Below are 25,743 nucleotides of genomic sequence, written 5' to 3' on the forward strand. Positions count from 1 at the left end.
CCTCCAGGGCCCACTCTAGCCCAGGCCGGGGAGGCGCGAACTTGGCATAAGTCACAGGGTGCGGCCCGCCCGCTCTCGCCTTTCGGCGCGAATTGGGCGATAAGCCGTGCACTCTCGACGGCAACCGATAAAGTCCTAGGGCGCATGCGAATCCTGTCGATCCTCACCGCCGCCGTGCTGGCCCTCACCGTGTCGATGGCCTCAGGCCAGACGCTGCCCAATCATGCCGATCCCCAGGCGCGCGACATCGTCCCCAACCTTTCGGCCGTGCCGGCGATCCGCTTCCTCACCACCGCCGATTTCCCGCCCTTCAACTATCGCGACAAGAACGGCCAGCTGGTCGGCTTCAATATCGATCTGGCGCGCGGCATCTGCGCCGAACTCAACGTTGCCTGCACCATCCAGTCCTGGCCGTGGGATCAGGCCGCCAAGGCGCTGGCCGACAACCAGGGCGATGCGCTCATTGCCGGCTTGGCCCTGACGCCCGAGACCGGCGAGGAATTCGATTTCTCCTCGATCTACCTCATGCTGCCCGGACGGTTCGTGACCCCGCGCGCCGCCGCGACGAACTTCGAGCCGGCGACGCTTGCCGGCAAGAGCGTCGCCGTCCGCAAGGGATCGGCCCATGAGGAGTTCGTGAAGCGCTACCTCCCCACCGCCACCCCGGCCGAGTTCGACAGCGAGACGCTCGCGCTCGAGGCGGTGCGCGAGGGCAAGGCCGACGCGTTTTTCGGTGACGCGATGCGCGCCTCGTTCTGGCTCAACCAGAACGATGGCTGCTGCAGTTTCGCCGGCGAGCCCTACTTCCGGCCGGACCTGTTCGGGGAGGGGCTGGCCATCGCCCAGCCCGCAGGGCACGACGCCGTGCGCAGGGCCATCGATTACGCCCTGGTGCGCCTCAACCGCGACGGCAAGCTCGACGAGTACTACCTCAGGTGGTTCCCGGTCAGCTTCTACTGACCGTCTGTAACGATTTCGCGAGCGCAAACAGCCACAAAGAAGGCGCCGGGTTTTCCCCGGCGCCTGCCTGTGAATTGTGTGAATAACGGGGATATGCGCCCCGTCAGGCGGCCTTGACCAGCTTGCCGGCCAGGGCGTCGGCGATCAGCCGGCGCGTCTCGGCCACGCCGTAGAGCGCGATGAACGAGCCGAAGCGCGGCCCCTGGTCTGCGCCGAGCAGCACCTGGTAGATCGCGGTGAACCAGTCGCGCAGCGGCTCGAACTGATGGTTCTTGCCCACTTCGTAGACGAGGTTCTGCAATGCCTCGGCATCGGTCGAGCCTTCCATCGGCGCCAGTCCGTCGGCCAGGTCCTGGAGCGCGGCGCGCTCCTTGTCGGTCGGCTCGCGGAACACCTTGGTCGGCTTGACGAAGTCGTTGAAGTAGCGGACCGCATAGGTCGCCAGCTGGTCGAGCGCCGGATGCGTCTGGGGCGTCGCGCCCTCGACATAGCGCGAGATGAACCCCCAGAGCACCGACGGGTCCTCGGCATTGGCGGCGGACACCAGGTTCATCAGCAGCGAGAACGTCACCGGCATCTCGGCCGCCGGCGGGTGGCCGAAATGCACGTGATAGGCCGGGTTTTCCAGCCGCGCGGCCTCGTCCTGCTTCTGGTAGGACGACACGAACGCGAAATAGTCGTCCACCGCGCGCGGGATGACATCGAAATAGAGCCGCTTTGCCGTGCGCGGCTTCTGGAACATGAACAGCCCCAGGCTCTCCGGGGAGGCATAGGTCAGCCACTCGTCGATCGTCAGGCCGTTGCCCTTGGACTTGGAAATCTTCTGGCCCTGGTCGTCGAGGAAGAGCTCGTAGACGTAGTGCTCCGGCGCCTTCCCGCCCAGGATCTCGCAGATGCGGTCGTAGATCGGCGCATTGGTCTGGTGGTCCTTGCCGAACATCTCGAAGTCGACCCCGAGTGCGGCCCAGCGCATGCCGAAGTCCGGCTTCCACTGCAGCTTCACATGTCCGCCCGTCACCGGCACCGTGGTGTCGCGGCCGTCTTCGCCCACAAACGTCACCGTGCCCGCCTTGGCGTCCACTTCCTTCATCGGCACGTAGAGCACCCGCCCGCTGATCGGCGAGATCGGCAGGAAGATCGAATAGGTCTCCTGGCGCTCCGCGCCCAGCGTCGGCAGCATCACGCCCATGATGTCGTCATAGCGTTCGGCGGCGCGCAGCAGCACTTCGTCGAACTTGCCGGACTTGTAGTATTCGGTGGCGCTGGCGAATTCGTAGTTGAACCCGAACGTATCCAGGAACCGGCGCAGCATCGCATTGTTATGCTCGCCGAAGCTCGCATACTCGTTGGTCCAGGGATCGGGGACCGAGGTCAGCGGCATCTGCAGGTAAGGCTCGAGGAACGCGCGGCTCGGCACGTTCTCCGGGATCTTGCGCATCCCGTCCATGTCGTCCGAGAAGCACAGCAGCCGCGTCTTGATCTGGTCGCGCGTCAGCAGGCGGAAGGCCGTGCGCACCATGGTGGTGCGGGCCACTTCGCCGAACGTGCCGATATGGGGCAGGCCCGAGGGACCATAGCCGGTCTCGAACAGCACCTCCGTCTTCCCCGATTTCTCGATCCGCGCCACCAGTTTGCGCGCTTCCTCGAACGGCCAGGCACGGGCGTTCTGGGCAGCGTCGTACAACGCGGGGTCGAGTTCTGGGAGCGGGGCGGGCGGCAAGGTGGTGAACCTTCGTTGGTTTGTGCGAGAAGAAAGGTGTGTTGCACCAGACGCATCGTGGCGTCAATGCCGCGTCAGGCTGGCCGCCGCGCTTGTCATTTCCGTGGCGTCTTCTTAGTTATCGCCTCAACCCTCTTCTAGGAAAGCTCAAATGGCCCTCTCCACCCAAGACGCCCTGATCTATCTGATGATCGTTTCGGCCTGGTCCGATACCGCCATGAGCGAGGTGGAGCTGCAGCGCATCGAGGATCAGATCCTGCGTCTGCCGGTGTTCGCCGGCTTCGATACCGAGCGGCTCGAAGAGGTCGCCAATTCTTGCGTGGATACCCTGAACGGCCCGCAGGGGCTCGACGGCGTGCTCGATGCCGCCGTGGCCGCCATTCCGCACCGCCTCCAGGATACCGCCTATGCGCTGGCTGTCGAAATCGCCGCCTCCGACCTCAGGCTCGAACAGGAAGAGCTGCGCTATCTCGAAATGGTCCGCGACCGGCTCGAGATCGATCGCCTGACCACCGCCGCCATCGAGGCATCGGCCCGCGCCCGCTACCGCCGCGCCCACTGACGCCCGTTACTGGCTCGCCCACACGATCCGCGCCACCCATTCCACGTCTCCCATGTCGAGCGTGCGGTTGGGGTGGTCCGGGTTGACCGAGTGCAGTTCGAGCACCTTGGGCGTCTGGCGCTGGAGCAGCTTGACCATCACCTCGCCGTCCCGTGTGCGCACCACCACGCGGTCGCCGCGGCGCAGCTGCGCATTGGGCGAGACCACGATGATGTCTCCGTCCCGGTAGAGCGGCAGCATGGAATCCCCATGCACCTCGAGCGCATAGGCGCCTTCTTCCTGGGAGGGCAGGCGCACTTCGTCCCAGCCCTGTCCGGCCGGAAAGCCGGCGCTGTCGAAAAAGCCGCCCGCGCCCGCCTGCGCCAGCCCCAGTAGCGGCACCGAGCGCACCGGCACGAGGGCGCCCGCATCCGGTTGCAGGAAGGCGCCCGTCCCCGACAGGAACGTCTCGAAACCCTCTCCCGTCGCCTCCAGGATCTTGGAGATGCTTTCGGTCGAGGGCCAGCGCTCGCGCCCGTCCTTGCTCACGCGCTTGGACGGGTTGAACGCCGTCGGATCGAGCCCGGCAAGCTTGGCCAGCGCGGAAACGCTCAAGCCGTGACGCTTGGCGACTCCATCGATGCCATCCCAGATTGCCCGGTGCGAGAGCATGGTCGTCGGCCTTGACTTAGGAGAATTATCCCAATTGGGAAGATAGTCCCATTTCTAGACCCTGCCTCCCCCCCTGTAAAGTGTGCCCTCTCTCGCTCCACAGCCTTGCGGTGGCACCCCGCTTTGACTAGCTTTCGCGCGCCATGACCGACCCCGCGCTGATCTACAAAATCTCGACCCGTTCCGCCTACGAGGCCGCCACCCCCACCGGCCGCTTCGAGGGCATGCCCATCGACTTCCAGGATGGCTACATCCACTTCTCGACCGCCGGACAACTGGCCGAGACCCTCGCCAGGCATTTCGCCGGTCAGGACGATCTCGTCCTCATCGCGGTGCGCACCGCCGATGTCGCGGCCGACCTCAGGTGGGAGGTGTCGCGCGGCGGCGCCCTCTTCCCCCACCTCTACGCCCCCATGCCCCTGGGCGCGGTCGAGTGGACCGCCCCGATCGCGGTGGCCGCCGATGGCTCCTGCGCCCTGCCGGAGGGCGTACAATGATCTTCTCGCGCCTTTCACCGCTCCTGCGCATCCCGCTGGTCGCCAATCTCGGTCGCGACACGCTGCTCAAGATGGATCCCGAGACCGCCCACGGCGCCACCATCACCGCCCTGCGCATGGGCCTGGCGCCCGAGCAGGACTATGCCGATCCCAGGGAACTGCGCACGACGCTATGCGGTCTCGACCTGGCCAATCCGGTCGGCATGGCCGCAGGCTTCGACAAGAACGGGGAAGTCCCCAAGCCGCTGGCCCGTGTCGGCTTCGGCATGGTCGAGGTCGGCACCGTCACGCCGCGCCCGCAGTCGGGCAATCCCAAGCCACGGCTCTTCCGCGTCCCCGAGGCCGAGGGCGTCATCAACCGCATGGGCTTTAACAACGAGGGGCACGAGGCCGTCTTTGCCCGCCTCAAGGGCGCCCATGTCGGCGCCATCCTCGGCGTCAATATCGGGGCCAACAAGGATTCCGAGGATTTCGTGGCCGATTACGTCCTGGGCGTCGATCGCTTCTCGGCCGTTGCCGACTACCTCACCGTCAACATCTCCTCGCCCAACACGCCCGGCCTGCGCAACCTGCAGGCCGAGGAAGCGCTGGCCCGGCTGCTCGATGCCGTGCTCAAGGCGCGCTCGAAGGCCTCCGTCCGTGTCCCGGTCTTCCTCAAGATCGCCCCCGATCTCGACGAGAAGGCCATGGACGCCATTGCCCGCACCGTCCTCGCCACCGATCTGGATGGCCTCATCGTCTCCAACACCACCATCGGGCGCGAGACGGTCGCCAACATGACCAACGCCACCGAAACCGGCGGGCTCTCCGGCAAGCCGCTCTTCAACCTGGCCACCCGTCGCCTCGCCCAGATGCGCCAGCGCGTCGGCGCGCTCCCCATCATCGGGGTCGGCGGCATCCATTCGCCCGAGACGGCCCTCGCCAAGTTCGAGGCGGGCGCCAATGCCGTCCAGCTTTATTCCGCCCTGGTCTTCGGCGGCTTCGACATGCTCGACCGGCTCAAGCGCGGCCTCGCCGCCGGCGTCCGCTCGGCCGGCAAGACCAGCATTTCCGAACTCACCGGCCGCACCAGCGCCGACTGGGCCGCCGGCAAGCTCTCGCTCTAGGCGCCGCTAGGCCGCAAAGAGCGCCGGCTTGCGCCGTTCCAGCGACCACCAGTAGATGGCGCCGCGGAAAAGGAAGAAGAGGTTGAGCGCCACCCAGAGCCCGGCATTGCCCATCGCCTGCTGCAGCACGATGGCGGCGGCGAGGAAGAAGATCAGCGCCAGCACCATGCCGTTGCGCATGGCGTCGTTGAGCGTGGAGCCGGTCAGGATCCCGTCATAGACGAAGGCCGGCATGCCCGAGATGGCGCAGAGCGCGGTGAGCCAGAGATAGTGCCGCGCCGCCTCGCGCACCTCCCCGCTGGTCGTCATCAGGTCGATGATGGTGGGGCCGGCGAAATAGAGCACCAGCGCCAGCGCCGTCGAAATCCCGATCCCCGCCAGCAATGACAGGTTCGTTGCCTTCTCGAAGGCCGGTCGCCAGTTGGCGCCCACGGCCTTGCCGCACAATTGCTCGGATGCCTGTGCCAACCCGTCGAGGAAGAACGCCGAAACCATCATCACGTTGAGCAGGATCGCGTTGGAAGAAAGCGTCACCTCCCCGGCGCGCGAGCCCTGCGCGGCGAAATAGGCATAGGCCGTCATCAGCGCGCCAGAGCGGATCATCAGGTCCCGGCTCAGCCCGAACATGCGCCTGAGCGCCACCGGGTCCACCAGTTCGGCCGGCACGATCCTGGCCAGCGTCGCCCGCAGCCCGCCGAAATGGCGCGCCACGAGGTAAAGTCCCACGATCGCGGCCACCACGTGCCCCGCCACCGTACCCGCCGCCGCGCCCGGCACGCCCCAGCCCAGCCCGTAGACGAAGGCGATGCTCAGCGCGATGTTGAGCCCGTGGATGAGCAGTTGCAGCATCATGCCGGTCCGCGCCGCGGCGCGGCCATAGAACCAGCCGAGCAGCGCGTAGTTCACCAGCGAGAACGGAGCCGACCATACGCGCACGTAGAAATACTGCCCCAGCGCCGCCTCGACGCCCGCATCGGGCTTGAGCGCCAGCACCGCGACCCAGAGCAGCGCTCCGCTCAGCACGATCATGGCCAGCCCGATGACGACGGCAAGCGCGATCGCCCGGGCGGCGTGCATCAGCCCGTCGCGGGGGTCCCGCGCCCCGATCGCCTGCGCCGTCAGCCCGGCAGTGCCCAGCCGCAGGAAATAGGCCAGCGAAAAGATGAAGTCGAAGACCAGCGCCCCCAGCACCAGCCCGCCCAGCAGCGCCGGGTCCCCGAGGCGCCCGATCACCGTGATATCGACGATGCCCACCATCGGCTCGGTGATGAAGGCCACCGAGGCAGGGAGCGCGATCTTCCAGACGTCCGCGCTGCGAACGTCGAAAGGGTAGGTCGGTCGTGAGGACATGTGTCAGGTATCGGTATCGAGGGAGATGACGAGGTCGGCGCGCGACCGCGTCGTGGATACCAGATCGTAGTTGGCCAGGTCCACTCGCTCGATGTGCTCGCGGTTGCGTTCTTCCGAAAAAAGCCCCTCTTCGGCATGGCGCTTCATCAGGCGTCGGCGCACCGTCTCGCGCGGCACGTCGATGAAGACCGCCAGGTCGAGCAGCGGCCGCACCCCGTTCCAGGGCGCTTCGGCCAGCAGCAGGTAGTTGCCCTCCGTCACCAGCACCTGCGTTTCCGCCAGCACGGTGAAGGCGTCGTCCACCACGTCCTCGATCTTGCGCGAATAGCCCGGCCCGCTCACCGGCCCCTTGGCGGTCCTGAGCTCGGCGAGAAACGCCACGAACGCCGCGCCCTCGAACGTATGCGGCGCCCCCTTGTCGCGCACCAGTCCCAGGTGCTCGAGCTTGGAGTGGCGCATGTGAAAGCCGTCCATCGGCACGAGAGCGGCCGCCCCCGGCTCATCCTCGTTGAGCGTCGCCACCAGTTCGGCCGCCAGCGTCGATTTGCCTACGCCCGGCCCGCCCGCCAGTCCGATGACGATGCGCCTCTCGGTGCGCCGCAGCAGTTCCACGCGCTCGGCGAGCTGCAGGCGCGCCGCATCCGGGGTGAGAATTTCTGAAACGGGTTCGGTCATGGCGACGTTCTCGCATTGGGCAGCCAGAATAAGCCTCTTCCCAGCCATCCCCACAAGGGGGATAGATAAAGCCACGCCCCGCCATCGGAATTCCGCTTTTGCCGTTACAGCCCGTCCTCGCAAATTGGTTCGAAAGCAAGGGCTGGGCCCCGCGCAGGCATCAGCTCGATGTGCTCGACGCCTGGAACGAAGGCGCCTCGGCGCTACTCATCGCCCCGACCGGCGCCGGCAAGACCCTGGCCGGTTTCCTGCCCACGCTCGAAGACCTGATCGCCCACCCCATGGAGGGGCTGCACACCCTCTATGTCTCTCCCCTCAAGGCCCTGGCGGTCGACGTCCACCGCAACCTCGTCGATCCGATCGAGGAGATGGGCCTGCCCATCAAGGTCGAGACCCGCACCGGCGACACCCCCGCCGGCCGCCGCCAGCGCCAGCGCTACGATCCGCCCCACATCCTGCTCACCACGCCCGAGCAGCTCGCCCTGCTCCTCAGTCACGGCGATGCCGAGCGGCTTTTCGGCAGTCTCCGGCGCATCGTCCTCGACGAGTTGCACGCGCTTGTCACCTCCAAGCGCGGCGAGCTGCTTTCGCTCGGGCTCGCCCGTCTTGCCCGCCTGGCCCCGGCCCTGCGCATCACCGCGCTCAGCGCCACCGTCAAGCAGCCCGAAACCCTCAGGGAGTGGATTGCACGCCCTGTCCCCAACGCCCCGGCGAAACTGCTGGTGACCACCGGCGGAGCAAGGCCCGAGCTCTCCATCCTGCGCAGCGACGAGCGCGTGCCCTGGGCCGGTCACTCGACCGCCTATGCCGTGCCGGACCTCTACCGGGTCATTAAGGAGCACACCACCACGCTCCTCTTCGTCAATACCCGCAGCCAGGCCGAAATGCTCTTCCAGTGGCTCTGGTCGGTCAACGAGGATGGCCTCGCCATCGCCCTGCACCACGGCTCGCTTTCGGTCGAGCAGCGCCGCAAGGTCGAAAGCGCCATGGTCGCCGGCGCGCTCCAGGCCGTGGTCTGCACCTCCACGCTCGATCTCGGCATCGACTGGGGCGATGTCGATCTCGTCGTCCAGGTCGGCGCCCCCAAGGGCTCCTCGCGCATGCTCCAGCGCATCGGGCGCGCCAATCACCGCATGGATGAGCCCTCCAAGGCCCTGCTCGTGCCTTCCAACCGTTTCGAGGTGCTCGAATGCGAGGCCGCGGTCGAGGCGGTGCACGAGAACCACCAGGATAGCGAAGACCCTCATGCCGGCGGCTACGACGTCCTTGCCCAGCACATCCTGGGCATGGCCTGCGCCGCCCCGCTCGATCCCGACGACCTCTTCGGCGAGATCACCCGCGCCTGGCCCTACCGCGACCTGCCGCGCGAAAAGTTCGATCGCATTGTCGATTTCGTCGCCACCGGCGGCTACGCCCTGCGCGCCTATGAGCGTTTTGCGCGCCTGCGCCGCACGCCCGATGGCCTCTGGCGCGTCGCCAATCCGCAGGTCGTCCAGCAATACCGGCTCAATGTCGGCACCATCATCGAGGAGCCCATGGTCAAGGTGCGCCTCGTGCGGGGCAGGGGGCAGCGCAAGGGCGCCACGACCGGTCCCGTCGGCCGCATGGGGCGCGTGCTCGGCGAGATGGAGGAGTATTTCTTCGATACCCTCACCATTGGCGACACCTTCATGTTCGGCGGCGAGGTCGTCGCCTTCGAGGGCATGCACGAGACCGAAGCCTACGTCTCGCGCAGCTTTTCGAGCGACCCGAAGATCCCCTCCTACATGGGCGGCAAGTTCCCGCTCTCGACCTACCTCGCCGAGCGCGTCCGCCGCATCCTCGCCACGCCCGGCGAATGGTCCAACCTCCCCGACCAGACCGCCGACTGGCTCCGCCTCCAGCGGGATTTCTCGATCCTGCCCGGCCGCGAAAACCTGCTTGTCGAGACCTTCCCGCGCGGCGCGCAGAACTACATGGTCTGCTACCCTTTCGAGGGGCGCCTGGCGCACCAGACCCTGGGCATGCTGCTCACCCGGCGCCTGGAGCGGGCCCGCGCCCGTCCCCTCGGCTTCGTCGCCTCCGAATACGCGCTGGCCATCTGGGGCCTGGGCGATATCTCGGCGCTCGTTCGCACCGGCCGCCTGTCGCTCGATGAACTCTTTTCCGAGGACATGCTGGGCGAGGACCTCGAGGATTGGCTCGACGAATCCGCCCTCATGAAGCGCACCTTCCGCAATTGCGCCATCATCGCCGGGCTCATCGAACGCCGGCATCCGGGCAAGGAGAAGACCGGGCGGCAGATCACCATGTCGGCCGATCTCATCTACGACGTGCTCTACCAGCACGAGCCCGATCACATCCTCATCCAGGCCACCCGGCACGACGCCGCGCGCGGCCTGCTCGACATCGAGCGCCTGGGGCATTTCCTCAAGCGCATCAGGAAACATATCGTGCACAAACCCCTCGACCGAATCTCGCCGCTCGCGGTACCGGTAATGCTCGACATCGGTAAGGAGCCGATCTTCGGCGAGGGTCGCGAAAGCGCCATGGCCGAAGCTGCCGACGAATTGATGAAAGAGGCCTTGGGCAAGTGACGAGCTTGGGAGCCTTGCGCTCCGACGACCGCGAGGAGGCTGAAACGGCCTTTTTGCGCTTTGGTGGCCACATCTTCGAACTGCTGCCCTCGGGCGCTGCCTATTGGCGCGCCGAGCGCGCGCTGCTGGTCGCCGATCTGCACCTCGAAAAGATGTCGTCCTTCGCCCGCACCGGCCAGTTGCTGCCGCCCTACGATACCGGCGTCACCCTCGCCCGGCTCGAGGCCGATCTCGAGCGCACCGGCGCGCAGACCGTCATCGCGCTCGGCGACAGCTTCCATCGCGACGAGGGTACCCGGTCCCTGCTGGACGCCGATCGCGCCCGCCTGCACGACCTGACCCAACGCGCTTCCTGGCTCTGGCTCTCGGGCAATCACGATCCCTCGCCCCATGGCCTCGGCGGCCTTTGCCTTGCCCAGCTCGAACGGCAGGGGCTCGTTCTCACCCACGAGCCGGTCCGTGGCGCCAACGGGCTCATCGCCGGCCACCTCCACCCCGCCGCTCGCGTCATGATCAACGGCCGCTCCGTGCGCCGTCCCTGTTTCGTGCATGACGGGCGTATCCTCCTGCTGCCGGCTTATGGGGCCACCACGGGCAGCATCAACATTCTCGGCCCCGCCTTCGCCGGGCTCTTCCGCCGGGAGGCCCTTGAGGTAACCATGCTCGGCCGCGACCGGCTCTATCCGGTCAGTCCGCGCCGTCTCATCAACGGGTAGACCCATGGCCGTCCTGCGCGTCATCTCCAATCTTGCCACCGGCGACGTCGCCGCCGCCCAGGCCTTCTATGGCGATTTCCTGGGCCTCGACCTGGTCATGGATCACGGCTGGATCCAGACCTTCGCCTCCGATGCCCGCATGGCCCCGCAGGTCAGCATCGCCACCGAAGGCGGCTCCGGCACGCCCGTGCCCACGCTTTCCATCGAGGTCGATGATGTCGACGCCTACCGCCGCCGCGCCGGCGACCTCGGTCTCGAGATCGTCTACGAACTCACCGACGAACCCTGGGGCGTCCGGCGCTTCTACGTCCGCGATCCCTTCGGCAACGCCATCAACATCCTCTCTCATCGCTGAACTCCGGATATCCCCTCGCGCCTCCTTCGCTCTAGAATGGTCGGGGCTCTATCCACGGGTGCCCGACCCGGCGAAACCCGCTGTCCGAAAACATTCCCCGAGAAAGCCGACAAACCCCGCAAAACTGCGCGGCATCGCCGAACCATGCCCGAAATTGATTCAAATTTTATCGATTTGCCAACCGAGCAACGCCTCATTGCAGTTAAATATCAATGATTTAGCGGAAATATGGGTCCCGCAAGACCGCCAAAAGCCCCGCATTTCAGCCCCGGGGGACCCCCTTTCGGTCGCAGCCGAATCGATCGGCGTCGGCGACCCTTCCCAATCTTGCCGATCTGCGGGCATAATCCCCGGCGGGGGCATGCCCGGCGGCTCTCGGCCGCCGTCTCAACAAGGGAGACGTCCATGCCGCAGTTCAAGGTCGGCTATCTCATCGGCAGCCTGTCGAGCCAATCGATCAATCGCAAGCTGGCCATGGCGCTGGTCAAGCTCGCGCCCAGCCAGCTCACCATGAGCGAGATCAGCTTTAGGGACCTGCCCATCTACAACCGGGATTTCGACGCCGACTACCCGAAGGTCGCCCGCGACTTCAAGCAGGCCATCGCCGACGTCCAGGCAGTCCTCTTCGTCACGCCCGAATACAATCGCTCCATCCCCGGCGGCCTCAAGAACGCCATCGACTGGGCCAGCCGCCCCTGGGGCCAGAACGCCTTCACGCGCAAACCCTCCGCCGTCATCGGCGCCTCGACCGGGGCCATCGGCACCGCCATCGCCCAGCAGAGCCTGCGCAGCGTCCTCTCCTTCTGCAACTCGCCCCAGATGAACGCGCCCGAGGCCTATATCCAGTTCAAGCCCGATCTCATCGCAGATGACGGCGAGGTCACGGTCGAGAGCACGCGCGAGTTCCTCAAGCAGTACATGGCCGATTTCGGCATGTTCATCGAGCGGGTCCACAGCGTGGTCCCGCCGCTGCACTAGCGCTTGAAGACGACGCCGCCCAGCCAGCCGGTGAAGAGCGCCAGCGCCACGCAGACGAGGCCATAGAGCAGGGGGTACTGGTTGGCCGACTGGCCGACGAAGCGCTCGAACCCACTCTTGCGCACCGAGAACCCGTCCGACTTGCGCGCGATGATCTGCCCGTCCTTGAAGACATAGGTCCGCGCCACGAAAGCGCCGTTGGGCACGTTGGCGGGCAGTGTGAGCTGGGCCGAGTAGAAGGTGTTGGAGAGGAACTGCACCCCGTCCTCGCGCACGGCGAACGCGCCCTTCTCGGTCAGCAGCCGCACGGTCTGGTTGGCGAACACCACCGAGTCCCACCACCCCGTCTCGATCGCGGCCTGCGCCTGGTACTCGGGCCGCAGCTTTTCCTCGGCGATCACCACCGGGGTGGTGATTTCCTTGAGCTTGGCGTCCGAGAGCACATGGAAATAGGTCGGCATGGCGTTGAACTGCACCTGGACCGTGTTCATCCAGATGCCGAAATTGTTGGTCTTGAGCCGGGTGACCCGGTCCGAGAGCGGCCCCTCGACCACGATCACCACATGGTACGGCCCCTTGGCCGGCTGGCCCGTCCCCAGCTCCGGCTCGATATTGCCGAACATGGTCAGCGTCTCCCCGTCGAACGAGGAACTGATCAGCACCGTGGTGTTGGAAACGCTCGAGACCACTCGCTCGGCCTGAACCGGCGAGGCCATGAGCACCAGCGCGAGGACGAGGAGCAAGGCGCGCATCAGAGAGCTCCCCCCGGTCCGAGCAACGCCGTACTGAAGATGTCGCTCGGCGGCAGGATCAGCGAGAGCCCGAAGCGGATCGCCACGGCCAGCACCAGCAGCGCCAGCAATGCCCGCAACTGCTCGCCGCGCAGGTATTGCCCCGCCGACGCCCCGAACTGCGCCCCCACCGTTCCCCCGACCATCAGGCAGAAGGCAAGAAGGATATCCACGCTCTGGCTCTGGACGGCGTGGAGCACGGTCGTCACCGCCATCATCGCTACCACCTGCAGCAGCGAGGTGCCGATCACCACGTTGCCCGGAACGCGCAGCAGATAGACGAGTGCCGGCACCAGGATGAAGCCGCCCCCGATGCCCAGGAGCGAACCGATAAAGCCGATGCACACCCCGATCGCCAGCACCGGCAGCACCGAGATATAGAGCCGCGACTTCTTGAACCGCACCCGCATCGGCAGCCCGTGCATCCAGGTATGCTGGTGCGGCATCCGCTCGCGCACCACCACGCCCGAGCGCGTCTTCATGATGGCCCGCACCGCCTCGATCAGCATGATCGTGCCCATCGAGCCCAGCAGCACCAGGTAGCTCACGGAGATGAAGAGATCGAGCTGGCCGAGCGAGCGCAGCAGCGAGAACGAGAACACGCCCGCTATGGCGCCCAACGTACTGGCGAGGATCAGATACATCGCCAGATGCAGGTCTATCCCGCCACGCCGGTAGTAGGAGAGGGCGCCCGAAGTCGACGCCGCCACGACCTGCCCGGTCACCGATGCCACCGCCACGGGGGAGGGGACGCCCGTAAAGATCAGGAGCGGCGTCAGCAGGAAGCCGCCGCCCACCCCGAACAACCCCGACAAGAACCCGACCGCCCCGCCTATTCCCACCAGGAAAAAGACGTTCATCGAGAGTTCCGCGATCGGCAGGTAGATCTGCACGGCCCTGTCCGCTTCTATGGTCCCGGATTACAAGTGCTTATCGGGGCCACTCTTTTTGGCAAATAATATGGAGCAAGGGGACGCTTATGCGCCCCCTCACCAAACTGTCAACGTCGATCAGCCTTTCCTTGCGTTTCAGACAGGCTGACTGCCCAGAACGGCCAACAATCGGGGGTTTACCGTTCCCGTTTCACTCATGCCGGTAGCCGTTTCGAACGCCTTGATGGCGTCGGCGGTCTTGGGGCCGGCCTTGCCGTCGGGGGTACCCACGTCATAGCCCAGCTTGGCAAGCACAGCTTGCACCTTCATGACAACTTTCTGGTCGTTGATCGCCTGGCCGGCATCGAACTTGTCCGACCACGTGCCGATCGGCGCGAAGTTGGCGGCCAGGTCGATCGCCTGCGGCTTCCACGAATGCACCTCGCCGGTCAGCCGCGTCACGGTCGGCGCGTCGAGCGACTTGGCGATGTCGTCGCGCGCCTTGCCCGCATCGGCATCCCCGCTCGCCGCGGCCAGCGAGAACCACTTGTAGGAGGTCTCAAGGTTCTGCGGCACGCCCAGCCCGCGGGCATAGAGCATGCCCAGGTTGAACTGGCTGTCGGTGAGCCCGCGCATGGCGGCCTGCTCGAACCATTCCGACGCCGCCGCGAAATCCTGCTTGCCGAGCTGCCCGCCGGCATAGAGCGCGGCAAGGTTATGCATCGACATCCGGTTGCCCGCCTCGGCGGCGCGCTGGTACCAGAGCCGCGCCTGCTCCAGATCCTTGGCCACGCCCTTGCCGGCCTCGTAGAGGCTGCCAAGGCGGTATTCGGCCGGCACGAAGCCCTGCGCCGCGGCGCGTTCGTACCAGACGGCGGCGGCCGAAAGATCCTGCGGGACTGCCCGGCCTTCGGTGAGGATCGCCGCCACCTCGAACTGGGCGCGCGCATCGCCGTCGGCGGCCGCCTGACGCAGTTCGATCGGGCCGATCGCCTCGGGCGGCAGCTCGACCTTGACCGGGCTTGCCAGCGGTTCGGGCGCCAGTTCGTCCTCGGTCAGCGTCGTCGCCTTGAGCGCGGCGGGGATCGCCGCCACCTGGGTGGGGCTGGTGAAGTTCATCGCCGCCTGCGGGTTGATCGAGCTGACCGTGGTGGCGTCGAGCGTCGGCACGATATCGGGATTGTCCGGCAGCGTGGCGAGGGCGGTAGGCGTCGCGTTGGCCTCCGGCAGCACCAGCGGGGAGGCCTCGCCGGTCGTCTGCGGCGCCGGCGTTTCGGGCTGGGCCTCGGGCGTGGTCGAAGCCGAAGCCGGCTGGTCGCTCTGCGCCGGTGCCGAAATGCGCTGGGCCACCAGGTTCAGCGCCAGCACCGAAACCGCCACCAGCAACGCGCCGAGCAGGAGCGGGCGACGGTTGCGGCTCAGAAAGCTCTGTCGGGGCTGAAGGGCTTCCAGCCCAGGCATGTGGTCCGCGTCAGCCTCGGCCTTGCGAGCCTTCTTGGCAGCAGCCTTTTCAGCCTTCGCCGCCTTGCGCAGCTCTGCCTTGCTCGGCTTGGCGTCTTCTGCCGGCACTTCCGGCTCGAGCGAGATCGATTCACCAGCGACAGCGTTCCCGCCCTGGAAGCGGGCCAGGGCCCTCGCGATCACCGAATTGCTTTCGGCTTCGATCTTGGCGGCGTTCTGACGCTGTGCGCGCCGGGCCGCTTCGATGAAGGTGCTGCGGCTGCTCGAGACCACCGGTTCAGCCATCGGCTCGGGCTCGGGTGCTGCCGCCGCTTCGACCGGCATCGGCGCTGCCGTCTCCTCGACGAAGCTTTCGCGCACATTGTCCAGGCTCGACGCCGGCTTGGGCGGACGCACGATGGAATCCGGATCGATAAAGCCCGGAGCATCCATGCGCGGCTTGCCGGCCCCGAGCCGGTTGAGGATCGCGTCGGAAGGCGAGCGCTTCTCTTCGAGCGCGGCCCGCACGGCATTGTCGTCGCCAAATCCGGGATCGGTCAGCGGCCGGTCCTCGGACGGGTTGTTGGGCATGTCGTCGCGTTCGGGCGGGCCGGGAATGCGCACCGTCGGCTTGCGCGCCATGGCGGGAACCACCAGGTCGCTGTCGAGGCTTGCAAGCGCTGCTGGCGCCGCAGGCGCGATTGCGGCCTTGGGCTCCGGCTTGGCCGGCGCTTCGGGCTTGTCGCGGTTCGACAGCATGGCTTCGAGCCGGTCGAGCCGCTCATCCACCCGCCGGATGGAATCGTGCATGCCCGAAAGCTCCTCGGACGCCGGCGCCGAGGCGAAAAGGCGCGAGACGCGCCGCTCGATCTCATCGAGTCCATCCGCGTCCAGGCCCGCGTTGCCGCCCGAAACCGCCTCGGCGGTCTTGCGCGCCACCATGCCCGCCAGCGCTTCGAAATCGGGCTCGGCGCGATCTTCCTGCTGTGCGTAGAGCTTGGCCAGGTGCGAAAGCTGCTCGCTGGTCTGGTCCATGCGGGCGACCAACTGGCGGATCTGCGCCTCGATATGGCCGATGCCGGCCTCGGACTTGCCCTCGCCGAGCCGTCCGCTCAAGGCCTCGATCTGCATCTCGATGGCCGCGAAGCGCGGCTCCATCGCTTCCATCACCTTGTTGCGCAGCGCGCCGATATCGGCCTTGAGCCCGCCGATGACGCCGTCCTTGCCTTCAAGCCCGGCGATGCGGTCGTTGATGGCTTCGATGATCGGCACCATCGCGTCCGGTCCGGAGCCGTTCCCGCGCAATGCCTCGGTGAACGAAGCCATTTCCTCGGTGAGCCGCTCGAACTCGGCGCTCGGCATGGCCAGCGTTTTTTCGATGGCGTCGATCCGGTCGTAGACCGAGCGCACGCTTTCCTCGATCGCCGTCATGCCGTTCTGGACAGCCGCCGCCCGCGCGGTGCCGTCCTTGGCCTCGTGGCCGAAATGCTGGATCTGGATGTCGGCCAGCCGTTCGACGGTCTTGGCCAGGTCGTCGATGCGCTTGGTCATCGCCGACAGGTCCGGCGCCTGCGGCTGGGCCATGGTCTGCGCCAGGTCGGCGATCTGCGCCTCGAGCCGCTTGACCTGCCCGGTCTCGCCCACTGCGCCCGCCAGCAGTTCCACCACATGGGTGAGCTGGGCCACCTGCTCGCCGATTTCCTTGACGCTGCCGTTGCTGCTCCGCTGCGTGCGCAACTCGCCTTCGAGCCGTTCGAGTCGGCCGGAAAGCCCGGTCACCGAGTGCGCCAGCGCCTCGATCTCGCCTGCGCCGCGCGGCGCGGCGATAGGTGCGCCCTGGCGGACCCGGATTTCATTGATCGCCGATTGCAGGACGTGCTGCGGGTTCTGGCGCGTCTCGCGCCCCTCGAAGCCGTCCCCGTCACGCTCGCTGGAGAAACGATCGACCGCCCGCTGCACCGAGCGCAGCGCTTCCCGGTGACGGCTGCCGCCGCCCTCGCCCACCTGGTAGCGCAGGTCTCGCACGCGCTCGGCCAGGGCATCGTAGCCCGGCTCGGGCGTTCTGACGCGGGCATACTGGGTTTCGACCTGGTCGAGGAGTGCCACCAGCTCGCCACGCAACGCCTGCCACTCGCCCGGCTGCGCGTCGCGATGGTCTGAGAGGTCGGAGGCTGATAGAGCGCGGGCCATAGGTTGTTCCCAAGCCTAAAGTTGAGAGCCTCCGCGATGCTGATGCGGAGGTTTGCGCCCTACTCTTGGAAAAACATAGTAAACAACCGGTTAAGTACCGGTGCATTTGGCAACAGGATGGTAAATTTGCTTAACCCTTCCGTATCCGCCGGTCTCAAAGCGGTGTGAACCTTGTTTGGCCTGCCTTGATGCGTTAAAGCCCGGTCACTGAGTTCAGCGTAAGGGCGTAAGGCCGATGTCCAACCGCCGCATCATCATCGTGGATGACCATCCCCTGTTTCGGGCGGCGTTGCGCCAGACTCTGGCCGGAGAAGGTTCGCAGTATTCCATAGCCGAGGCCGGTGACCTGGAAGGGCTCGCTGCCGCCCTCGAAGCCGATCGCGACTGCGATCTGGTGCTGCTCGATCTCAACATGCCCGGCGTTCGCGGCTTTTCCGGGCTGCTGCTGCTGCGCGCCCAGTATCCCGATGTACCGGTCATGATCGTCTCTGCGGTCGAGGACGCGACCGTCGTGCGCCGCGCCTTCGAGCTGGGGGCGTCCGGTTACCTTCAGAAGTCGGTGGGCCCGGCCGAGATTCGCGCCGCCATCGAGACGGTCCTCGCCGGCGGCGTTGCCGCGCCTGAGGGGGTCGAGTTGACCCAGTCCGATGACCAGTCGGAGCTGATGCGCCGCCTCGCCAGCCTCACGCCCCAGCAGGTGCGCGTGCTCATGATGCTGAGCGATGGCCTGATGAACAAGCAGATCGCCTACGAGCTCTCGATTTCCGAGGCGACCGTCAAGGCGCACGTCTCGGCCATCCTGCAAAAGCTCAATGTCGACAGCCGCACCCAGGCGGTGATCGCCGCCGCCAGGATCGAGGAAGGTCAGTTCGAGGCGCTGCTGGCCGGACGCGAGTCCGCCTGAAGTCCGCGCTGCCCGGCCAGGCTCGAAATGGTGGCGCGCAGCGCCGCCGGCTTGACCGGTTTTGTCACCACCGCGATGCCGCGTTCTTCGGCCAGCGTCCGCACCGCCGGGCTGCGGTCGGCCGTCACCAGCGCTGCGGGCAGGTGCCCACCCACATTGTGGCGCAACCATTCGATGGCATCCAGGCCCGAGGTCTGGTCGAGGTGATAGTCCATCAGCACCAGGTCAGGCATCCAGCCCACCAACAGGTTGTCGCGCGGAATGTCCTTGAGCGATCGCGCCGTGCGGACGTCGCACCCCCAGCCGCGCAGCAATCCCTCCATCGCATCGAGGATGGCCCGTTCGTTGTCCACGCACAGCACGCGCAGGTTCATGGTGCCGCCTGAAGCGGAAGCCGTCTTGCGCTCGCCATCCACCACCGCGCGCACGATGCGGCTCTGCGGCAGGTAGAGCGAGAAGCGCGATCCCTTGCCCTCGGTGCTGTCCAGTTCGAGTGAAACGCCGAGCGTCGCCACGAGGCGCTGCACGATCGAAAGGCCGAGACCCAGCCCCTGCGCCATGCGCGCACCCTGTTCCAGCCGTGAAAACTCGGCGAACACCAGCGCGTGCTGGTCCTTGTTGAACCCGATCCCGGTATCGATGATGTCCAGGCGCACCCGCGCGCCGCGCCGCCGGCAACCGACCAGCACCTTGCCGCCTGGCCTGGTGTATTTGATGGCGTTCGATACTAGGTTCTGGATGATGCGGGCCACCAGTTGCCGGTCCGAAATCACCGCCAGTGACGTTCCCACGATCTTGAGTTCGATCTCCCGCTCCTGCGCGAGGGGCTGGAACTCTACCTCGATCTTGCGCATGAGGTCGCGCATCTGGAACGGCGCCGGAACCGGTTTCACCGCGCCACTATCGATCCGTGAGATGTCGAGCAGGGCCGACATGATCTCCTCGACCGCGTTGAGCGAGGCTTCGATCGAATGGGCCAGCGATGCCATTTCGCCCTCGCCCGCCCGCTCGATAAGGGTTGCCGTATAGAGACGGGCGGCGTTGAGCGGCTGGAGCAGGTCGTGGCTGGCCGCAGCCAGGAACCGGGTCTTGTCCAGGTTCGCTGCGTCCGCCTTGGCACGCGCGATCTCGAGCTCGGAATTGACCTGCGTCAGTGCCGCCGTGCGTTCCTCCACGCGCCCTTCGAGCGAGAGGTTCATCCTCTCCAGTTCGCGTTCGGCCCTGACCCTGGCGGTCACGTCGAAGAAGCTGATGACCAGTCCGCCATCGGGAAGGCGGCTGGCGTGGAATTCGAGCGTCCCGCCCTCCTGGCCGGCCCGCTGGCTGATGCTCGTTTCGTTGCTGGTCAACTCGCTCAGGCGCAGCGCCGCCAGCCGCGTCGGCTCGCCCGGGCCAAGATCGCCCCGGCGCGCCAGGAACAGCGCAATCGTATAAAGCGGCACGCCACGCGCCACCAGGTGCTCGGGCAGGTCGAGCAGGGTGCGGTATTGGGGATTGGATGTGACGAGCGAGAGGTCGCGGTCAAACACCGCCAACCCTGTCGGTATGTAGCCGATGGCCAGCTTGAGGCTGGCTTCGGCATCGATCGTGGTCTCGCTCATGACTTGGGTAGTTGCTCTCATCTGACCGCCCAGTATCGGTCCGGCACTCGGGCGGGGCAAGTTCGCCGAAAGTCCAACACCACTTTGCCGCACGCACCATCGGACGTTGCAAAGTCCATAAAAGTGCGTGAATCTCAGTGGCATGTTGCGCGTTGGCGCATACAGCTCCGGACTAGGGTCGGTCCGTTTCCTGCAGCGAACACTTGCGAGGCACCATGTTCAAGGAATTTCGGGATTTCGCCATCAAGGGCAATGCCATCGATCTCGCCATCGGCGTGATCATCGGCGCCGCTTTTGGCGCCATCGTCTCCTCGATCGTCGATGACATTTTCATGCCGATCATCGGCCTGATCCTGAACGGCGTCGATTTCTCCAATCTGTTCATCGTTCTGAACAACCCCAACAACGTGCCTGTGCCCTCGCTGGCCGCAGCCCGGGCCACCGGCGTCGCCACGCTCAACATCGGCCTGTTCATTAACGCGGTGGTCAAGTTCGTCATCATCGCCTTCGTGCTGTTCCTGGTCGTGAAGGGCATCAACTCGCTCAAGCGCGAAGAGAAGAAGGAAGAGGCGGCTGCGCCCGCCGCCCCGAGCAAGGAAGAGCTGCTGCTTACCGAGATCCGCGATGCCATCAAGGAGCAGGGTACGCCTCGTACCGCTGCCCTGGCCGCCCCGCGAGCCGCCTCCACGTCCACCCCCGCAGCAGCGCCAAAGGCCGCAGCCGCCAAGCCGGCTGCCAGGAAGCCAGCAGCCAGGAAGCCGGCCAAGCCGACCGAATAGCCGCCCCGCAGCGGATTAAGTTGAATGGGTGCCCGCCGGGGCGCCCATTTTTTTCGCCGGGCCCTAGGAATATTGTCCGTCGAACTACGTATAGCCAGCCAATCGTTCGCGTGATAGGTATTTTATCCTAGGTGTTCGGGCGAGCTTACGCAGCCAACTACCTAGCGCAAGCTACGAGAGCGATTCACCTGAGGCTTTGTGGCGAGCGGGCTACTATTGGGTCGAGTGCTGCCTTGCTGACACGCCGTGTCGAGCCGTTCCTTTTGCCATTGGGAGGGCAATGTGAGCGACGAAGTTTATTATCATTCATTTTTGAACCGGGACCGTCTCGTCCACATTCTCGATTCCGATCCATCCACCTGCGAGGCTCTGAGCATTCTCTTTCGCCTCGAAGGCTTCCAGACGGCGTTCTCGCTGGATACTTCTACTTTCTTCACCGGCATCGAGCGGCGGCGACCCGACGTAGTGGTTCTCAACCTGCGGGTAGGGGCCGACGACGGGCTCCAACTGCTCAAGCGCATCAAGTCCCTGCGCACCGGCGTGCCGGTCTTCATGCTGGCCGAGGAGAACCAGGTCGATCAGGCGGTGCGGGCCATGAAGGCCGGTGCCTCCGATGTCATCACCATGCCCATCGATACGGAGCGCTTCATCCGCTCGGTCCGTGACGTGCTGCGCCGCGACGTGCACCTGGGAGCGGCAACGGGTGGCTATCGTCCGGTCGAGGTGCGTGGATTCTCCCAGCTCACCCCGCGCGAGCGCGAAGTGCTCCAACTCATCACCAACGGTCAGTCCAACAAGGAGGCAGGGCGCGAACTGGGCATTTCGCCCCGCACCATCGAGGTGCATCGCGCCCGGGTGATGGAAAAGTTAGGCGCCCGCAATACAGCCGACCTTTTGCGGATCGTTCTGACGAGTTGACGGCCCCTTCGCCCCAAAAAACAAAGGGCGCCTCGCGGGCGCCCTTTTCGTTTCAGCCGCCGGTGGTCGGCAGCGTCAGGTCGCCCGAGGTGAGCTTGCTGGCGGTCAGTGCCGCCGGAGCGCGTTCGCGCGGCAGCTCGAGCTGGGCCCACACGCTTACCAGCGCATGCCGCAACTCGATGATCATCTCGTCCGTGTGCATCGGGGTCGGTGTAATGCGTAGCCGCTCGGTGCCCTTGGGAACCGTCGGGTAGTTGATCGGCTGGATGTAGATGTTGTGCTTTTCCAGCAGCAGGTCGCTTGCCGCCTTGCACAGACGCGCATCGCCCACGATCAGCGGCACGATATGCGTGTCGGTCGACATCACCGGAAGGCCGGCCTCGCTGAGGATTTCCTTGGTGAGCTGGACCTGCCGCATGTGGCCGGCGCGCTCCTCCTGGGAGGTCTTGAGGTGCTCGATCGAAGCCCGGGCCGCCGCACACAGCGCCGGGGGCAGGGCGGTGGTGAAGATGAACTCGGGCGCATAGGAGCGCACGGCATCCACGATCGACTTGTTGGCCGCGATATAGCCGCCCATCACGCCAAAACCCTTGGCAAGCGTGCCCTCGATGATATCGATCCGGTGGGCCAGCGCATCGCGATCGGTGATGCCGCCACCGCGTTCACCGTAAAGGCCCACGGCGTGGACTTCATCGATATAGGTGAGAGCGCCGAATTCCTCGGCAAGGTCGGCGATCTGCTCGATCGGGGCCACATCGCCATCCATCGAATAGACGGATTCGAACGCGATGAGCTTGGGGCGCTTGCGATCCACAGCCGAGAGCAGTTCGCGCAGGTGCGCGATGTCGTTGTGCCGGAAGATCTTCTTTTCCATGCCCGACTGGCGCACGCCCTGGATCATCGAGGCGTGGTTGAGCTGGTCCGAGAAGATGATGCAATCGGGCATCAGGCGCGCGATCGTGGAGATCGCCGCTTCGTTGGAAACGAAGCCGGAGGTGAAGACCAGCGCCGATTCCTTGCGGTGCAGGTCGGCGAGCGAACGCTCCAGCTCGACCAGCGGGCGGTTGGTGCCCGAGATGTTGCGGGTGCCGCCCGCGCCGGCGCCGAGCTTGCCCGCGGTTTCCTGCATGGCGCCCACCACCTTGTCGTGCTGGCCCATGCCCAGATAGTCGTTCGAGCACCAGATCGTTATTTCGCGAGCATTGTCGGAATCGTCCCGGTAGACGGCCCGGGGAAACTTGCCGGCGATGCGCTCGAGGTCGGCAAACACACGATAGCGCTTCTCTTGCCGCAAGGCGTCGAGCGCATCCTCGAAAATGCCGCGATAATCCATGATTTCAACCTTCAGTCTGCCCAATGAGGAGCCGGAGGAGCCGGCTGCATTTGGTCGCCGGCGACCATAGTCCTGGCCGTCGGGCGTACACATGGGTCAATTCGCCGCGCAGGGCGGGGCGGCGTGGACCCGGCTAGATTAGAACCATGATAAAGCGCGTCGCCTCGAATTCCAATCGCCACGCAGATTTTTTGCGTTCACTGCGACAATCCGTGCGTCGCTAACCGACTGTGACGAACCGATAATTAACCATCGCACGTCCATGGATTACCTGCGTCATTTCCAGGAGGATTTCCATGACGAGCGCCAAACCCGCCAAGAGCCTTGAACAACGTTTGAATTTTGTGGGGTTTGACGCAGCCGCCTCCACCCGCATGCAGGCCCTGGCGCCCGATGTGCTCAAGCATCTGGGCCCCGCGCTCGACCGCTTCTACGGAAAGGTGCGCCAGACCGCCGAAGTGGCCAGGTTCTTCGGCAATGACGAGCACATGGCCAAGGCGCAGGCCGCTCAATCCAACCACTGGCAGTCCATTGCCGTCGGTCGCTTTGACGACGCCTATGCCGCCGCCAGCCATGCCATCGGCAATCGCCACGCCCGCATCGGTCTCGAGCCGAGCTGGTACGTCGGCGGCTACGCCCTCATCGTGGAGACGGTCGTCAAGGGCGTCATGCACGACTGGATGGAGCGCCAGGCCCAGACCGCGCGCAAGCGCAAGCCGGCCGAACTCATCGGCGAAGCCGATGCCATGGGCGCCCATATCGCCGATCTCATCAAGGCGGTGATGATCGACGTCGATATCGCCGTCACCACCTATTTCGAAAAGCTCCGCTCCGATGCCGAGGAAAAGGAACGCCAGGCCGCACAGCGCCAGCAGCGCGTCATCGACGCGATGGGCGCCGCTCTCGCCCGCCTCGCCCAGGGCGACGTTTCCGTGCGCATCGATGACGAGTTCGATGGCGCGCTGAACCGCCTCAAGGCCGACTTCAACTTTGCCGTCGAGAGCATCGACCGGACCATCTCGGCAATTGGCTCGGCCACCGATCTCATCGGCTCCAATGCCGGCGCCGTGGCCGAGGCCGCCCAGGATATTTCCGACCGCATGACGCGCCAGGCCGCCGCCATCGAGCAATCGGTGGCAGCCCTTGATGGTGTCACCGCTTCGATCAACAAGACCGCCGAAGGTACCAACGCCGCCAGCGGCGTTGCCGCAGAGGCCGACCGTGCCGCCGTTCAGGGCGGCAGCGTCGTCCAGGGTGCCGTCGAAGCCATGGGGGAGATCGAACAGTCCTCCACCAAAATTTCGCGCATCATCTCGGTCATTGACGAAATCGCTTTCCAGACGAACCTGCTGGCCCTTAACGCGGCCGTCGAGGCGGCGCGCGCCGGCCAGGCCGGCAAGGGCTTTGCCGTGGTCGCCACCGAAGTGCGCGCCCTGGCCCAGCGCAGCGCTCAGGCAGCCAAGGATGTCGGCATGCTCATCAAGGAATCGGAGACCTCCGTGGAAGGCGGCGTGTCCCTGGTCAACCGCACGGGCGATGCCTTCAACGCCATCGTCGGGCAGGTCGCCGAAATCTCCCGGCAGGTCGGCAATGTCGCCGAGGCAGCCACCCAGCAGGCCAGCGCCATCAACCAGATCAACGCGGCCATCATCGATATGGAACGCCTGACCGAGGAGAATGCCGGCTTCGTCGATCGTTCGAGCGAGGCCAGCCGCAACCTCGCCAACCAGGTCGACGAACTCGTCCAGCGCGTCAGCCGTTTCCGCACGTCCGCGGCCTAAGCCGACAAACGTCGGCATCGGGGCGGTACCGCCCCGACGAACCTGGTCTGTCCCCTACGAGTGGCGGACCTCACTCTCCTTCGGCTTCGTCCGCCCCACGACGCGGCAGCAGCGTCGCGCCGGCTGCCCGGTAAGCAGTGGGGCTCAGGCCGTAGTGACGCCGGAACGCCTTGGCGAAATAGTTCGCATCCGGAAACCCGCAGGCCCTGGCGATCGCCCCAACGGCGCCGTCGGTGGCCAGCAACAGGCGGGAGGCGCGCTCCATGCGCTGCTCGAAGACGAAATCGGAAGGCGGCATTCCCACGGCCTTGGTGAACTGGCGCACGAAATGGGCCCGGCTGACCTGGGCGGCCCGCGCCATCCTGTCGACATTGACCGGCTCGGCCAGGTGCGCATCGATATAGTGCCGGGCTCGCTGCACCGCCTGGGGCGTGGTGGTTTCCTCCCCGGTTTGTGCTCCGAACACCCCGTCCTGAAGGGCCATCACAGCGCCATAGGCCGTCGCCGAGGCTTCTCCCGGTAGCATTTTCTCACCCCTGACCAGCGCGAGACAGGCCTCGGCGAGCCTGTCGATCGCCGCCGTGGGCAGATGCAGCACCGGCCCCGCCGAGTCGATGACCGCCCGTGCCACCCGCAGCGCTTCGCGGCCGTTGAGCACCAGCCAGAAGTATTCCCAGCTATCCCCGCGCGCCAGCCAGTAGCGGTTGGCATGGGGAAATGTCAGCACCATCGTTTCTCCGGGGGACAGGACGGAATGGGAGCCGGCATAATCGAGTTGCCCGCGCCCTGCGATCGTATGCTGGATGACCATGAACGGGTCCGGCCCGCGCTTGAGCCCGTCCCAGGAGTAGGCCTCGTTCTCGCGCTGCTCCAGACCCGCTCCGCCGGGCATGCAATGGAGGCTCACCGGCCCCTTGGGCAATGTGAAGCTCCTGACCATATGGCCGTGTTCGATCAGATCCGTGAGCACAGAATTACCCGCCTTCGC

21 protein-coding genes and 1 pseudogene are annotated in these 25,743 nt (G+C 65.9%); 12 read left to right on the forward strand and 10 right to left on the reverse strand.

The window, feature by feature from the left end:
* The first annotated feature begins 144 nt into the window (after positions 1-144).
* On the forward strand, positions 145-960 hold the full coding sequence (locus FNA67_RS03985; protein ID WP_049707793.1) for a transporter substrate-binding domain-containing protein: 816 nt from the start codon (positions 145-147) through the stop codon (positions 958-960).
* Positions 961-1,063: 103 nt separating this feature from the next.
* Here FNA67_RS03985 and FNA67_RS03990 read toward each other — a convergent pair whose 3' ends face one another.
* Complete coding sequence (locus tag FNA67_RS03990; protein ID WP_147655152.1) at positions 1,064-2,680, reverse strand: lysine--tRNA ligase; 1,617 nt, start codon at positions 2,678-2,680, stop codon at positions 1,064-1,066.
* A 151-nt stretch (positions 2,681-2,831) separates the two neighbouring features.
* On the opposite strand from FNA67_RS03990, the gene FNA67_RS03995 reads away from it, so the two are divergent.
* Positions 2,832-3,242 carry a tellurite resistance TerB family protein gene (locus FNA67_RS03995; protein ID WP_147655153.1) on the forward strand — a complete coding sequence of 137 codons (411 nt, stop codon included), beginning with the start codon at positions 2,832-2,834 and terminating at the stop codon, positions 3,240-3,242.
* A gap of 6 nt (positions 3,243-3,248) precedes the next feature.
* Here the strand turns inward: FNA67_RS03995 and FNA67_RS04000 are convergent, their stop codons facing one another.
* Positions 3,249-3,893: a S24 family peptidase gene (locus tag FNA67_RS04000; protein ID WP_049707796.1), complete on the reverse strand. Its 645-nt coding sequence runs from the start codon at positions 3,891-3,893 to the stop codon at positions 3,249-3,251.
* 143 nt (positions 3,894-4,036) lie between these two features.
* Between FNA67_RS04000 and FNA67_RS04005 the strand changes: the two genes are divergently transcribed.
* Both FNA67_RS04005 and FNA67_RS04010 read left to right on the forward strand, forming a co-directional pair.
* Positions 4,037-4,390 carry a DUF952 domain-containing protein gene (locus FNA67_RS04005; RefSeq protein ID WP_147655154.1) on the forward strand — a complete coding sequence of 118 codons (354 nt, stop codon included), beginning with the start codon at positions 4,037-4,039 and terminating at the stop codon, positions 4,388-4,390.
* A complete protein-coding gene (locus FNA67_RS04010) occupies positions 4,387-5,496 on the forward strand; it encodes a quinone-dependent dihydroorotate dehydrogenase (protein WP_053168203.1) in 1,110 nt (369 codons plus the stop codon). Before FNA67_RS04005 ends, FNA67_RS04010 begins: the two co-directional genes overlap by 4 nt.
* Before the next feature lie 6 nt (positions 5,497-5,502).
* Here FNA67_RS04010 and FNA67_RS04015 read toward each other — a convergent pair whose 3' ends face one another.
* Entirely contained in the window at positions 5,503-6,846 is a 1,344-nt protein-coding gene (locus tag FNA67_RS04015) for an MATE family efflux transporter (protein WP_147655155.1), read from the reverse strand.
* A gap of 3 nt (positions 6,847-6,849) precedes the next feature.
* Positions 6,850-7,521, reverse strand: coding sequence for a nucleoside/nucleotide kinase family protein (locus tag FNA67_RS04020; protein ID WP_170267201.1), 672 nt, complete (start codon positions 7,519-7,521; stop codon positions 6,850-6,852).
* An 89-nt stretch (positions 7,522-7,610) separates the two neighbouring features.
* Here FNA67_RS04020 and FNA67_RS04025 point away from each other — a divergent pair, with 89 nt between their 5' ends.
* The 4 genes from FNA67_RS04025 to FNA67_RS04040 all read left to right on the forward strand — a co-directional run bounded on the left by FNA67_RS04025 (position 7,611) and on the right by FNA67_RS04040 (position 12,146).
* A complete protein-coding gene (locus tag FNA67_RS04025) occupies positions 7,611-10,097 on the forward strand; it encodes a ligase-associated DNA damage response DEXH box helicase (protein ID WP_244616623.1) in 2,487 nt (828 codons plus the stop codon).
* Positions 10,094-10,813, forward strand: coding sequence for a ligase-associated DNA damage response endonuclease PdeM (gene pdeM, locus FNA67_RS04030; protein WP_170267202.1), 720 nt, complete (start codon positions 10,094-10,096; stop codon positions 10,811-10,813). The genes FNA67_RS04025 and pdeM overlap by 4 nt, the downstream gene beginning before the upstream one ends.
* A gap of 4 nt (positions 10,814-10,817) precedes the next feature.
* Positions 10,818-11,168, forward strand: a complete 351-nt coding sequence (locus FNA67_RS04035) for a glyoxalase superfamily protein (RefSeq protein ID WP_147655159.1) — start codon at positions 10,818-10,820, stop codon at positions 11,166-11,168.
* Positions 11,169-11,573: 405 nt separating this feature from the next.
* Positions 11,574-12,146 carry an NADPH-dependent FMN reductase gene (locus tag FNA67_RS04040; protein ID WP_147655160.1) on the forward strand — a complete coding sequence of 191 codons (573 nt, stop codon included), beginning with the start codon at positions 11,574-11,576 and terminating at the stop codon, positions 12,144-12,146.
* Here the strand turns inward: FNA67_RS04040 and FNA67_RS04045 are convergent.
* The 3 genes from FNA67_RS04045 to FNA67_RS04055 all read right to left on the reverse strand — a co-directional run bounded on the left by FNA67_RS04045 (position 12,143) and on the right by FNA67_RS04055 (position 17,439).
* Positions 12,143-12,898 (reverse strand): TIGR02186 family protein, encoded by a 756-nt coding sequence (locus FNA67_RS04045; RefSeq protein WP_049703980.1) that lies wholly within the window; start codon positions 12,896-12,898, stop codon positions 12,143-12,145. The two genes, FNA67_RS04040 and FNA67_RS04045, sit on opposite strands and share 4 nt — an antisense overlap.
* Positions 12,898-13,830, reverse strand: a complete 933-nt coding sequence (locus FNA67_RS04050) for a sulfite exporter TauE/SafE family protein (protein WP_049703981.1) — start codon at positions 13,828-13,830, stop codon at positions 12,898-12,900. The genes FNA67_RS04045 and FNA67_RS04050 overlap by 1 nt, the downstream gene beginning before the upstream one ends.
* A 135-nt stretch (positions 13,831-13,965) precedes the next feature.
* Positions 13,966-17,439 carry a peptidoglycan-binding protein gene (locus FNA67_RS04055; protein WP_147655161.1) on the reverse strand — a complete coding sequence of 1,158 codons (3,474 nt, stop codon included), beginning with the start codon at positions 17,437-17,439 and terminating at the stop codon, positions 13,966-13,968.
* A gap of 235 nt (positions 17,440-17,674) precedes the next feature.
* Here FNA67_RS04055 and FNA67_RS04060 point away from each other — a divergent pair, with 235 nt between their 5' ends.
* On the forward strand, positions 17,675-18,343 hold the full coding sequence (locus tag FNA67_RS04060) for a response regulator (protein ID WP_049703983.1): 669 nt from the start codon (positions 17,675-17,677) through the stop codon (positions 18,341-18,343).
* On the opposite strand, the gene FNA67_RS04065 is transcribed toward FNA67_RS04060, so the two are convergent.
* Positions 18,304-19,944 carry an ATP-binding response regulator gene (locus FNA67_RS04065; RefSeq protein ID WP_049703984.1) on the reverse strand — a complete coding sequence of 547 codons (1,641 nt, stop codon included), beginning with the start codon at positions 19,942-19,944 and terminating at the stop codon, positions 18,304-18,306. The genes FNA67_RS04060 and FNA67_RS04065 overlap by 40 nt on opposite strands.
* A gap of 215 nt (positions 19,945-20,159) precedes the next feature.
* Between FNA67_RS04065 and mscL the strand changes: the two are divergent.
* Positions 20,160-20,585, forward strand: a pseudogene (mscL, locus tag FNA67_RS04070) (large conductance mechanosensitive channel protein MscL); the annotation flags it as partial.
* Between the two features lie 420 nt (positions 20,586-21,005).
* Positions 21,006-21,641 carry a response regulator transcription factor gene (locus FNA67_RS04075; protein WP_049703985.1) on the forward strand — a complete coding sequence of 212 codons (636 nt, stop codon included), beginning with the start codon at positions 21,006-21,008 and terminating at the stop codon, positions 21,639-21,641.
* Positions 21,642-21,693: 52 nt separating this feature from the next.
* On the opposite strand, the gene hemA is transcribed toward FNA67_RS04075, so the two are convergent.
* Positions 21,694-22,974 (reverse strand): 5-aminolevulinate synthase, encoded by a 1,281-nt coding sequence (hemA, locus tag FNA67_RS04080; protein ID WP_147655164.1) that lies wholly within the window; start codon positions 22,972-22,974, stop codon positions 21,694-21,696.
* Positions 22,975-23,270: 296 nt separating this feature from the next.
* Between hemA and FNA67_RS04085 the strand changes: the two genes are divergently transcribed.
* A complete protein-coding gene (locus FNA67_RS04085) occupies positions 23,271-24,755 on the forward strand; it encodes a methyl-accepting chemotaxis protein (RefSeq protein ID WP_049703987.1) in 1,485 nt (494 codons plus the stop codon).
* Between the two features lie 70 nt (positions 24,756-24,825).
* On the opposite strand, the gene FNA67_RS04090 is transcribed toward FNA67_RS04085, so the two are convergent.
* Positions 24,826-25,725, reverse strand: a complete 900-nt coding sequence (locus FNA67_RS04090; RefSeq protein WP_147655165.1) for a helix-turn-helix domain-containing protein — start codon at positions 25,723-25,725, stop codon at positions 24,826-24,828.
* Between the last annotated feature and the right edge of the window lie 18 nt (positions 25,726-25,743).

Origin of the sequence: Youhaiella tibetensis, from assembly GCF_008000755.1 — a bacterium.
Taxonomy (GTDB): domain Bacteria; phylum Pseudomonadota; class Alphaproteobacteria; order Rhizobiales; family Devosiaceae; genus Paradevosia; species Paradevosia tibetensis.